Source organism: Siccirubricoccus soli, from assembly GCF_024178315.1.
GTDB lineage: Bacteria > Pseudomonadota > Alphaproteobacteria > Acetobacterales > Acetobacteraceae > Siccirubricoccus > Siccirubricoccus soli.
Genome location: NZ_JAMZIK010000031.1, coordinates 1 through 11,006, shown reverse-complemented (window position 1 = coordinate 11,006; position 11,006 = coordinate 1). Strand labels below are relative to the sequence as shown.

General features: G+C 71.2%; 12 protein-coding genes. 9 read left to right on the top strand and 3 right to left on the bottom strand.

Annotation, left to right across the window (positions count from 1 at the left end):
• The 3 genes from NJ376_RS06080 to NJ376_RS06070 all read right to left on the bottom strand — a co-directional run.
• Positions 1-737, bottom strand: a 737-nt coding sequence (locus tag NJ376_RS06080; protein WP_252952343.1) for a (2Fe-2S)-binding protein, incomplete at its 3' end; no start/stop codon positions are given.
• The gene (locus NJ376_RS06075; RefSeq protein WP_252952342.1) at positions 734-1,600 is read right to left on the bottom strand and encodes an FAD binding domain-containing protein; all 867 of its coding nucleotides are present in this window, start codon (positions 1,598-1,600) and stop codon (positions 734-736) included. The genes NJ376_RS06080 and NJ376_RS06075, both read right to left, overlap by 4 nt.
• Positions 1,601-1,664: 64 nt before the next feature.
• Complete coding sequence (locus NJ376_RS06070; protein WP_252952341.1) at positions 1,665-2,096, bottom strand: MarR family winged helix-turn-helix transcriptional regulator; 432 nt, start codon at positions 2,094-2,096, stop codon at positions 1,665-1,667.
• 61 nt (positions 2,097-2,157) lie between these two features.
• On the opposite strand from NJ376_RS06070, the gene NJ376_RS06065 reads away from it, so the two are divergent.
• The 9 genes from NJ376_RS06065 to NJ376_RS06025 all read left to right on the top strand — a co-directional run.
• Entirely contained in the window at positions 2,158-3,357 is a 1,200-nt protein-coding gene (locus NJ376_RS06065; protein ID WP_252952340.1) for an amidohydrolase family protein, read from the top strand.
• Between the two features lie 58 nt (positions 3,358-3,415).
• Positions 3,416-4,456: a lysylphosphatidylglycerol synthase domain-containing protein gene (locus tag NJ376_RS06060; RefSeq protein ID WP_252952339.1), complete on the top strand. Its 1,041-nt coding sequence runs from the start codon at positions 3,416-3,418 to the stop codon at positions 4,454-4,456.
• Positions 4,457-4,545: 89 nt separating this feature from the next.
• Entirely contained in the window at positions 4,546-5,652 is a 1,107-nt protein-coding gene (locus NJ376_RS06055; RefSeq protein WP_252952338.1) for a radical SAM protein, read from the top strand.
• A 16-nt stretch (positions 5,653-5,668) separates the two neighbouring features.
• The gene (locus NJ376_RS06050; protein ID WP_252952337.1) at positions 5,669-6,250 is read left to right on the top strand and encodes an amino acid synthesis family protein; all 582 of its coding nucleotides are present in this window, start codon (positions 5,669-5,671) and stop codon (positions 6,248-6,250) included.
• A gap of 294 nt (positions 6,251-6,544) precedes the next feature.
• Positions 6,545-7,327 carry an ABC transporter ATP-binding protein gene (locus NJ376_RS06045; protein WP_252952336.1) on the top strand — a complete coding sequence of 261 codons (783 nt, stop codon included), beginning with the start codon at positions 6,545-6,547 and terminating at the stop codon, positions 7,325-7,327.
• Positions 7,320-8,060, top strand: a complete 741-nt coding sequence (locus NJ376_RS06040) for an ABC transporter ATP-binding protein (protein ID WP_456309025.1) — start codon at positions 7,320-7,322, stop codon at positions 8,058-8,060. Before NJ376_RS06045 ends, NJ376_RS06040 begins: the two co-directional genes overlap by 8 nt.
• 49 nt (positions 8,061-8,109) lie before the next feature.
• Positions 8,110-9,345 carry an ABC transporter substrate-binding protein gene (locus NJ376_RS06035; RefSeq protein WP_252952335.1) on the top strand — a complete coding sequence of 412 codons (1,236 nt, stop codon included), beginning with the start codon at positions 8,110-8,112 and terminating at the stop codon, positions 9,343-9,345.
• 69 nt (positions 9,346-9,414) lie between these two features.
• Positions 9,415-10,644: an ABC transporter substrate-binding protein gene (locus tag NJ376_RS06030; RefSeq protein WP_252952334.1), complete on the top strand. Its 1,230-nt coding sequence runs from the start codon at positions 9,415-9,417 to the stop codon at positions 10,642-10,644.
• A 20-nt stretch (positions 10,645-10,664) separates the two neighbouring features.
• Positions 10,665-11,006: ABC transporter substrate-binding protein (locus NJ376_RS06025; RefSeq protein ID WP_252952333.1), on the top strand; the 342-nt coding region annotated here is incomplete at its 3' end.

The window sequence follows — 11,006 nt, the reverse complement described above, 5'->3', positions numbered from 1 at the left end:
TTGATGTCCGGATAGACGCCGAAGCCGTTGCGGCCTGGGACATCCGCCGCGGTCAGCACCCGCGCCAGCCCGGGATGGCGGGCCAGCAGCGGGGCGCAATCGCCGAGGGTGAAGCGGGCATGGGCGTGCGGGCTGCGGATCGGCTTCAGCCAGAGCGCATCGGCCGGCGCCGCATCCGCGCCATAGAGGGCGGTGCCGGTGACGCGGTCCGGGCCATCGACGCGCGGCAGGCGCTCGCCCACCGCGCCGGCGGGGGTTGCCGAGTCGGCCTCAAGGAAGAGATGCGCGCCCTGGATCGCCTCCAGGATCTTGCGGTAGCCGGTGCAGCGGCAGAGCACGCCGCCGATGGCATCCATGGCCGCCGCCTCGTCCGGCTGCGGCGTGGTCCGCAGCAGCGGCAGGGCGGCCATCAGCATGCCGGGGGTGCAGATGCCGCATTGCGCCGCGCCATGCGCCAGGAAGGCGCGCTGCAGCGCGGTGCCCCAGGGATCGGCGGCCAGCCCCTCCACCGTCTCCACCGCCTGGCCGGCGGCCTGGGCGAGGGGGACGAGGCAGGCGCAGGCGGGCGCGCCGGCGAGCAGCACGGTGCAGGCGCCGCAATCCCCCGCATCGCAGCCCACCTTGGTGCCGGTGAGGCCGAGTTCGTCCCGCAGCACGGCGGTGAGACGCTGGTCCGGCGGCGCCACCACGGCGCGGGCGGCGCCGTTGACGGTGAGGGCGAAGGGCGGCGCGCTCATGCCGCCAGCGCCTGCGGCGTGGCGAAGCCGGCCAGCAGCCGCCGCAGCAGCACCAGGGCGGTGTGGCGGCGGTATTCCGCCGTGGCGCGGACATCGTCGATCGGAGAGAGCGGGGCGAGGTGGTCGGGCGCGACCAGGGCGGCGGCCTCCTCCGGCCGGGCGCCGATCAGCGCCGCCTCCAGCGTCGGCAGGCGCTGCGCCACGGGCGAGCAGGCGCCGATGGCGAGGCGGGCGGCGGCGATGCGGCCCGCCTCGATCTGCAGCAGCCCGGCGACCATGACGATGGAGATGACGAGGTAGGCGCGCGCGCCGAGCTTGAGGAAAGCGCTGCGCATCTCGCCCGCTGGTTTCGGCACCAGCACCGCGGTGGCGATCTCATCCGGCGCCAGGGCGGTGCGGCGGTTGCCGAGGATGAAGGCCGTGAGCGGCAGGCGGCGGCTGCCGCGCAGGCTGGCCAGCTCCACCCGGGCGTCCAGGGCCAGCAGCGGCGGCACGCCATCCGCGGCGGGGGAGGCGTTGCAGAGATTGCCGAGCACGGTGCCGCGCGCCTGCACCTGCACCCCGCCCACCTGTCGCGCCGCCTGGCGCAGCCCGTCGAACCAGCGGGGCAGGGGGGCGTCGCGCAGCGTGGCCCAGCTTGTCCCGGCGCCGATGCGGTGGTGGTCGCCGCAATCCTCGATGCCGGCCAGGCCGAGCCCGGAGAGGTCCAGCACCGGCCGCTTCACGTGGCGGCCCCAGGCCTCCGCCATGGCCCGGGCGGGGTAGATGTCCGTCCCCCCGGCGAGCAGCAGCGGCGGCTCCGGCGCGGCGGCCAGCAGGGAAAGGGCTTCAGCGAGGCTTGCGGGTGTGCGGTAGCCGCCCATGGTTCCTGCCGGTCGTTTGCAGGATAACGAGCTTACCCAGCGACCCGTTCCGGCTCAACCGAAATCAGGTGAGGTTCCGCAACAGCCGGGCCAGCCGCGCCGCATCCGCGGCGGAGAGCGGCGCCAGGGTGGCGGCGGTGATGGCGCGGGCCTTGGCGACCCAGCCGGGCAGCGCCGCCTCCGCCGCCGGCGTCAGCGCCACCAGCAGCAGCCTTGCGTCGGTGGGGTCCTTCTGCCGCACCACCAGGCCGCGCGCCATCAGCCGGGCAACGACGCCCTTCACCGTCGGCGGGTCCATCGCCAGCATGCGGCCGAGCAGGTTCTGCGAGAGCGGGCCGCGCTGCGCCAGGGTGACGAGGGCGGCGAATTGCATGGAGGTCGGCCCATCCTCCCCCATGATGCCCTGGAACAGCGAGAGATGCCGCTGATAGGCGCGGCGGAGCAGATGCCCCACCTGCGCCTCCAACTCGTACTCGCTCGGGTCCCCGTCGCTCATTCGCCATTTCTAGGCTTATGATCCGGGCTGGGCTAGGCTGGTGGCGAGAAGGAGACGAGCGATGGCGTTGGAGGCGGCAACGGGCCCGGCGAAGGGCCGCACCCTGGTGCGCAATATCGGCCTGCTGCTCTCCGGCGACCTGGCCCAGCCGGTGCTGGCGGCGGATGCCATCCTCATCGAGGACGGCAGGATCGCCGCCATCGGCCGCGCCGCGGAGCTCAAGGATCGCGGGCCCTTCACCGGGGAGATCGACGCGCATGGCTGCGCCGTCTCGCCCGGGCTGGTGGACAGCCATGTGCATCCGGTGGTGGGCGACTGGACGCCGCGGCAGAACCAGATCGGCTGGGTCGAGAGCTTCCTGAATGGCGGCGTCACCACCATGGTCTCGGCCGGCGAGGTGCATTCGCCGGGGCGGCCGCGCGACATCACCGGGCTGAAGGCGCATGCCATCTTCGCCCAGCGCAGCTTCTTCAACCTGCGCCCCGCCGGGGTGAAGGTGCTGGCCGGCGCGCCGGTGCTGGAGAAGGGCATGGTGGAGAGCGACTTCGCCGAACTGGCCGCGGCCGGCGTCTCGCTGCTCGGCGAGATCGGCCTCGGCTCGGTCAAGGCGGGCTACGAGGCGCGGGAGATGGTGGCCTGGGCCCGCAAGCACGGCATCCAGAGCACCATCCACACCGGCGGCCCTTCGGTGCCCGGCAGCGGCTATATCGACAAGGACACGGTGCTGGAGGCGGATGCCGACATCATCGGCCATATCAATGGCGGGCATACCTCGCTGCCGGAGGGCCATGTCTGCGAGCTGTGCGAGCGCAGCAGCCGCGCCATCGAGATCGTCCACAACGGCAATGAGCGGGTGGCGATCGCGGCGGTGCAGGCGGCGCGCGACCTGAAGCAGCTTCACCGCGTCATCCTGGGCACGGACAGCCCCGCCGGCAGCGGGGTGCAGCCGCTCGGCATCCTGCGGCTGATCTCGCTGCTCTCCTCGCTCGGCGGCATCCCGGCGGCGCAGGCCATCGCGCTGGCCACCGGCAACACCGCGCGCATCCGCAACCTCGATGCCGGGCTGATCGAGGCGGGGCGGGCGGCGGATCTGGTCTTCCTCGACCGGGCGCAGCATACGGCGGGGCGCGACCTGTTGCAGAGCATCGAGCTGGGCGACATTCCCGGCATCGGCGGGGTGATGATCGACGGCGCCATGCGCTGCTTCCGCAGCCGGAACACGCCGCCGGCGGAGCGGGTGCCGGAGGTGCTCGGGCACTGAGCCCCGGCCGCGGGAAGGCGCACGGCGCCGAACGCATCGCAGCGGAGAAGGACAGATCTTGGCCACGGAGGCTGTGAGCCCCATCGCCCGTGCCCCCTGGTGGCGGCGCGGCATCCGCAACGGGCTGCTGCTGGGCGCACTGGTGCTGCTGGCGGCGCTCGCCCTGAATCACGACGATCTGCCGGCGCTGCGGCGCATGCTGGCGGAGGCACCCTTCGGCATCGCCCTCTCGCTCGGCGTGCACATCCCGCAAATCGTCATCACGGCGCTCGCCTGGCGGTCCCTGCTGCCGCCGGCGGAGCGGCCGCCCATCCCGGCCATGGCGCGGCTGCGCTGGTTCCGCGAATCGGCCAATGCGCTGCTGCCGGCCGGCGCCCTGGTGGGCCAGGCGGCGGCGGCGCGGCTATTGGCGCGACGGGGCATTGCCGGCGACCGGGCGGGGGCGACGGCGACCGTGGACCTGACGCTGGAGGCCGTCTCCCAGCTCTTCTTCACCCTGGCCGGCGTCGCCCTGCTGCTGGGGGGTGGGGAGGGGGAGGGGCTGTTGCGCTTCGCCCTGGCCGGCTTCGGCATCGCCCTGGGCGGCGCCGCCGCCATGGTGCTGCTGCAGCGCCGCCTGCCGCTGACCCTGCTGGAACGCGGCCTCGCCCGCCTCGCCCGGCGCTGGCCGGCGATCCAGCCCGGGGCGATCCGCGACTTCCAGGCGGCGATCCTCGCCCTGCACGCGGATTGGCCACGGCTGGTGACCGCCTGCCTCTGGCACAGCCTGGCCTGGGTGCTGGGCGCGGTGGAGGTGGCCGGGCTGCTCTGGCTCATGGGGCACGACGTCACCTTGGCGGAGGCGCTGGTGATCGAGAGCCTGGCCCAGGCGCTGCGCAATGCCGGCTTCATGCTGCCCGGGGCGCTGGCGGTGCAGGAGGGCGCCATCATCGGCGCCGCCGCCCTGGTCGGGGTGCCGCCGGGCGCCGCCCTGGCCGTGGCCCTCACCCGCCGGGCGCGGGAGGTGGTGCTGAGCCTGCCGGGGCTTCTGGCTTGGCAAAGGGCGGAAATCCGGGCTACAGCGACAGCCGACCAGCCCGCTGCCCGGACGCCGCTGTAGCTTTTTGTCTTGACCGCATGCCCTGGCCGCCCGGCATCGCCGCCGGGCCCGGGGATGTTCCGGGGGCCGGGATCTTCAGGGGACAAGTCATGGCGAGTTTCGCGGGCGCGATGGATCTGCTGCGGCTGGTGCCGAAGGGCGGCCCGGCCATCTGCAACGTCTCCGTCACCAACCTCTGCAACGCGACCTGCGATTTCTGCAATTTCGCGCATGACAAGGGCTTCGTCACCGACCGCCGCAGCCTGGATGCCAGCCGCTTCGCCGAGGGGCTGGCGCGGCTGAAGCGGGAGGCGGGGGTGCGCTTCGTCACCTTCATGGGCGGCGAGCCGCTGCTGCACAAGAACATCGTCGAGATGGTGCGGACGGCGACCGAGATGGGCGTGCAGCCCACCATGGTGACCAATGGCTGGCTGCTGCCGCCCAAGGTGGACGCGCTGGCCGATGCCGGCATCACCACCCTGTTCATCTCCATCGATGCGCCGACCGCCGAGGTGCATGAGAAGAACCGCGGGCTGCGCGGCGTCTGCGAGCGGATCCGCGAGGCGAATGCGAAGCTGACGGCGCGCGGCGTCACCGTCATCGCCTCGGTCGCGATGACGCGACTCGTCACGGATTACGCGGCGCTGGCGCGCTTCGTGAAGTCGCTCGGCTTTTCCGCCATCACCTTCTCCTATCCGCGCAAGGCGGCGCTCGGCTCCTCCTCCCTGGTCTGGTCGGAGGATAGCGAGCTGGTGGACATGACCCCGGCCGAGATCCTGGCGGCCTTCGATGCGGCGGAGGGCGCGCGGGAGATCATCCCCGTCCACAACCCGCGCGCCGGCCTGGCCGACATGCGCCGCCGGCTGACCGGCCAGGGCGAGCGCTTCATCTGCCATGCCGGCTACAAGTATTTCTACCTAGACTGGAATTACGACCTCTGGCGCTGCGAGGACTGGGACAAGCCGCTCGCCTCGCTGTGGGACTTCACCGCGAAGGACATGGTGCGGGATGGCTGCCAGGCCTGCACCACCGATTGCTACCGCGATGCCAGCATCATGCTGCATTTCGCCATCGCCATCGGCGACGCCTTCGCCAGCGTCCGGGAGGGCCGGCCGCTGGCCGCCTTCAAGGCGCTGACCGACCGCCGCAATGCCGGCTCCATCGGCGCCGTGATCGGCCATGGCGCGCGGCTGACCCGGCTGGCCGGCGCCGGCTGAAGAAGGGAGAGCCCGAATGCCTGCCGTCATCCGCAAGCTGGTGACCATCCTGGACGAGACGCGGCGCGAGATGGGCCGGGACATCCCGCCGATCCGCCGCGCCATCGCCTGCGCCGTCATCGAGAACCCCTTCGCCGGCCGCTATGTGGAGGACCTCTCCGAGCTCGTCGCCCAGGGCGAGGAGCTGGGCGGGCTGCTGGCGGCGCGCGCCATCGCCGCTCTCGGCATCCCGGGCGAGCAGGTGCAGAGCTTCGGCAAGGCCGCGGTGGTGGGGGAGGCGGGGGAGCTGGAGCACGCCGCTGCGCTGCTGCACCCGAAGATGGGGGCGCCGGTGCGGGCGGCGCTGGGGAAGGGCCCGGCGCTGATCCCCTCCGCCAAGAAATCCGGCGGGCCCGGCACGCCGGTGGACGTGCCGCTGGGGCACAAGGATGCCGCCTTCGTGCGCAGCCATTTCGACGCGATCGAGGCGCGCGTGACGGATGCGCCGCGCGCCGGCGAGATCCTGCTCTGCCTGGCGCTGACCACGGGCGGGCGGCCGCTGCCGCGCATCGGCGGGCTGACCGTCGCGGAGATCGAGGGCAGGGACGGGCTGCGCTGAGGCAGCGCCGGGCCCGGCAGGGCGGTGCCCTGCCGGCGCCGGGCGAGGCGGGCGGCCTCGCCTCGCGCGACCGTGTCATGCTGGCCCGGTGATGGCGGAGCTGTCCGGCGGGCATCGCAGGGTGCGCACGCCCGCGTTGCGGAGGTTCGCGTGCTGCAACCCGGCGGCTGCTATCCACCGCACAAAAAGCGTGGAATTCACCGCGGGCACCCTTGCATCCCGCCGATAACCCGGCCATACCTTGCTGAAATACATGGCCATTCAGGCCGGCTTCAGCGGGGGAGTAGCGTCGGGGTGCAAGACACCATCCTGGAAACCGAAGGTCTGACCAAGGAGTTCCGGGGCTTCGTCGCGGTCAGCGATGTGAGCCTCAAGATCCGCCGCGGCAGCATCCATGGCCTGATCGGGCCGAACGGCGCCGGCAAGACCACCTGCTTCAACCTTCTCACCAAATTCCTCCAGCCGACGCGCGGCAGCATCCGCTACGACGGCCGCGACATCACCGGGATGAAGCCGGCCGAGGTCGCGCGGCTCGGGCTGGTGCGCAGCTTCCAGATCTCGGCGGTCTTCCCGCATCTCACGGTGCTGGAGAATGTGCGCGTGGCGCTGCAGCGGGACCGCGGCGGCAGCTTCGATTTCTGGCGCTCCGATTCCCTGCTGCGGAAGTATGACGAGCGGGCGATGGCGCTGCTCGAGGATGTCGGCCTCACCACCTATGCCGGGCTGACGGCGGGCGAACTGCCCTATGGCCGCAAGCGGGCGCTGGAGATCGCGACGACCCTCGCCCTCGACCCCGTCATGCTGCTGCTGGACGAGCCGACGGCGGGTATGACGCATGAGGATGTGGACCGCATCGTCGCGCTGGTGCGGCGCGTCTCGGCGGGCCGCACGGTGCTGCTGGTGGAGCACAACCTCAAGGTCGTCTCCGGCCTCTGCGACCGCATCACCGTGCTGGCGCGCGGCAGCGTGCTGGCGGAAGGCGACTATGCCGAGGTGGCGCGCAACCCGGATGTCATCGCCGCCTATCTGGGCTCCGAGGCCCATACCGTGACCGAGGGAGTGCCCGTCCATGGCTGAGACCCTGACCATGGCGCGCCCCGCCGTCAGCAGCGATGCGCTGCTGACCGTCAACGGGCTCGAGGCCTGGTATGGCGAGAGCCACATCCTGCACGGCGTCTCGCTGGACATCCGCGAGGGCGAGGTGGTGACCCTGCTCGGCCGCAACGGCGCGGGCAAGACCACGACGCTCCGCGCCATCATGGGCCTGGTCGGCCGCCGCGCCGGCAGCATCCGCTTCCAGGGGCGGGAGACGATCAGCGACCGCTCCGACAGGATCGCGCGCTCCGGCATCGCCTATTGCCCGGAGGAGCGCGGCATCTTCGCCAGCCTGAACGTGACGGAGAACCTGCTGCTGCCGCCGGTGGTGCAGCCGGGCGGCCTCGACATCCCGACGATCTATCAGCTCTTCCCCAACCTGAAGGAACGGGCGAACAGCCAGGGCACCAAGCTCTCGGGCGGCGAGCAGCAGATGCTGGCCATCGCCCGCATCCTCCGCACCGGCGCCAAGCTGCTGCTGCTCGACGAGCCCTCGGAGGGCCTTGCGCCGGTCATCGTGCAGCAGATCGGCCGTACCATCCGGGAGCTGAAGGCGCGCGGCTTCACCGTGCTGCTGGTGGAGCAGAATTTCCGCTTCGCCCAGACCGTCGCGGACCGCCACTACGTGATGGAGCATGGCCGGGTGGTGGACATGGTGGCGAATGCCGAGCTTGCCGCCTCCATGGGCCGGCTGCACGAATATCTGGGCGTCTGACATGAAGCGCCGGTCGCGCGCAGACGCGGCGACGCCGGAGGGACCAGGAATGACGATGATCGACAGGAGGGGGCTGCTCGCCGGCGCGGCCGCGGCGCCGGTGCTCGGCGGCTGGACCCGGCGGCGGGCCAGGGCGCAGGCGGCCAACACCATCAAGGTGGCGCTGCTGTGCGACTTCTCCAACACCTACCGCGACGTGACCGGCCCGACCGAGCTGGCCTGCATCCGCCAGGCGGCGGCGGAGTTCAACGCCCGCGGCATGAATGTCGAGGTCGTCTTCGCCGACAACCAGAACAAGCCCGATGTCGGCTCCAACATCACCCGCGCCTGGATCGACCGCGACGGCGTGGATTGCGTGGTGGATGGCGGCGCCTCCTCCGTGGCGCTGGCGGCGAATGACGTGGTGCGGGAGAAGAACAAGGTCTTCCTGAACACCTCCTCCGCCACCTCCGACCTCACCGGCAGCAAGTGCACGCCGAACACCGTGCACTGGACCTACGACACCTGGATGCTGGCGCGCTCCACCGGCGGCGCCACGGTGAAGGCGGGCGGCGACAGCTGGTACTTCCTCACCGCCGACTACGCCTTCGGCCATGCGCTGGAACGCGACACGGCGAATTTCGTGAAGGCGCAGGGCGGCAAGGTGCTCGGCCAGGTCCGCGCGCCCTTTCCGGGCACCACGGATGTCAGCAGCTTCCTGTTGCAGGCGGCGGCGGCGAAGCCGAAGGTGATCGGCCTGGCCAATGCCGGCACCGACACGGTGAACTGCGTCAAGCAGGCGGCGGAATTCGGACTGCTGCGGCGCGGCATCCGTCTTGCCTCCATGCTGATGTTCCTGCCGGATGTCCACGCCATCGGGCTGCAGACGGCGCAGGGGCTGATCTGCACGGAGACCTTCTACTGGGATCTGAACGACCGCACCCGCCGCTTCGCGGCCAAGATGCGGCCCAATATCAGCGTGCCGCTCTGCATGAACCATGCCGGCGGCTACGCCGCGGTGCTGCACTACCTGAAGGTGGCCGCCGAGATGGGCGTGACCGCGGCCAAGGCGAGCGGCGCGGAGACGGTGGCGCGGATGAAGGCCATGCCCTGCGACGATGACTGCTTCGGCCCGGGCCGGCTCCGCGAGGATGGCCGCAAGCTCCACCCTGCCTACCTCTTCCAGGTGAAGTCGCCGGAGGAGAGCCGGGGCGAGTGGGACTACTACAAGCTGCTGCAGACTACCCCGGCGGAGGAGGCCTTCCGGCCGTTGAGCGAGGGAGGCTGCGCGTTCGTGCGGAGCTGAGGCGCGGAGCTGAGGATGGAAGGGCCGGGCAGCAAGCACCGGCCCCCGACGACAGGGGGATGCTTCGAGATGACACTGATGCGACGCGGCCTGCTGGCCGCAGGGGCCGTGACGGCATTGGCGCCGAGCCTGCGGCGCCGCGCGCGCGCGCAGGCGGCCAACACCTACCGGATCGGCGTGCTGACCGACATGTCCGGCACCTACCGGGACAATACCGGCCCCACCTCGGTCATCTGCGTCCGCCAGGCGGTCGCGGAATTCGCGTCCCAGGGCTTCAATGTCGAGGTGATCGAGGCCGATCACCAGAATCGCCCCGATCTCGGCGTCAGCCTCGCCCGGCAATGGTATGACCAGGGCATCGACCTGATCGCCGACGTGCCGACCAGCTCGGTCGGCCTCGCCGTGCAGCAGGTGGCGCGGGAGAAGAACAAGGCGGTGCTGCAGGTCGGCTCCGCCACCGCCGATCTCACCGGGGCGCATTGCAGCCCGAATTCGGTGCACTGGGCCTACGACACCTACCTGCTGGCGAAGTCCACCGGCGCCGCCATGGTGACGGCGGGCGGCGATAGCTGGTTCTGCATCACCGCCGACTACGCCTTCGGCCACGCGCTGGAACGCGACACCTCCGCCCTGGTGCGGGCCAGCGGCGGGCGGGTGCTGGGCTCCGTGCGCACGCCCTTCCCGGGCACCACGGATTTCAGCAGCTTCCTGGTGCAGGCGACGGCGGCGCGGCCGAAGGTGATCGGCCTCGCCAATGCCGGGCTGGACACCATCAATTGCGTGAAGCAGGCGGCGGAATTCGGCGTCACGCGGCGGGGCGTGAAGCTGGCCTGCATGCTGCTCTTCATCACCGACGTCCATTCCATCGGGCTGGACCAGGGCGCCGGGCTGGTGCTGACCGAAAGCTTCTACTGGGCCCTGAACGACCGCAGCCGCGCCTTCCTCAACCGGGTGAAGCCGCGGCTGGCGAATGTCTATCCGAACTGCATCCATGCCGGGAACTACTCGGCCACGCTGCATGCGCTGAAGGCGGTGGCCGATATGGGCGTGCCCGCCGCGCGGGCCAGCGGGACGGAGCTGGTCAACCGCATGAAGGCGATGCCCTGCGACGACGATTGCTTCGGCCCCGGCCGGATCCGCGAGGATGGCCGCAAGATCCACCCCTCCTTCCTCTTCGAGGTGAAGGCGCGGGCGGAGAGCAAGGCCCCCTGGGATTACCTGAAACTGCTGCAGACCACGCCGGCGGAGGAGGCCTTCCGGCCGATCGCCGAAGGCGGCTGTCCTCTGGTCCGCGGCTGAGACTGCGAGAGGAAGGTTTCATGACCACCAGCCGTCGTAGCCTGCTTGCCGCGTCCGTCGTTGGCACGGCCCTGTTGCCCAGCCTGCCGCGCCTCACCCGCGCCCAGGCGGCCAATACCATCCGCATTGGCGTGCTGAACGACCAGTCGGGCACCTATCGCGACATCTCCGGCCCCTATGGCGTGGAATGCACGCGCCAGGCGGTGCAGGAATTCGGCAACAAGGGCTTCACTGTCGAGGTGATCTTCGCCGATCACCAGAACAAGCCCGATGTCGGCGCCAACATCGCGCGGCAATGGTACGACCAGGGCGTGGACATGATCATCGACGTGCCGACCCGCTCGGTCGGCCTGGCGGTGAAT

Coding starts and splice junctions, on each gene's coding strand:
- NJ376_RS06075 (WP_252952342.1), bottom strand. CDS start 1,600: ATGGGCGGCTACCGCACACCCGCAAGCCTCGCTGAAGCCCTTTCCCTG.
- NJ376_RS06070 (WP_252952341.1), bottom strand. CDS start 2,096: ATGAGCGACGGGGACCCGAGCGAGTACGAGTTGGAGGCGCAGGTGGGG.
- NJ376_RS06065 (WP_252952340.1), top strand. CDS start 2,158: ATGGCGTTGGAGGCGGCAACGGGCCCGGCGAAGGGCCGCACCCTGGTG.
- NJ376_RS06055 (WP_252952338.1), top strand. CDS start 4,546: ATGGCGAGTTTCGCGGGCGCGATGGATCTGCTGCGGCTGGTGCCGAAG.
- NJ376_RS06050 (WP_252952337.1), top strand. CDS start 5,669: ATGCCTGCCGTCATCCGCAAGCTGGTGACCATCCTGGACGAGACGCGG.
- NJ376_RS06040 (WP_456309025.1), top strand. CDS start 7,320: ATGGCTGAGACCCTGACCATGGCGCGCCCCGCCGTCAGCAGCGATGCG.
- NJ376_RS06035 (WP_252952335.1), top strand. CDS start 8,110: ATGACGATGATCGACAGGAGGGGGCTGCTCGCCGGCGCGGCCGCGGCG.
- NJ376_RS06030 (WP_252952334.1), top strand. CDS start 9,415: ATGACACTGATGCGACGCGGCCTGCTGGCCGCAGGGGCCGTGACGGCA.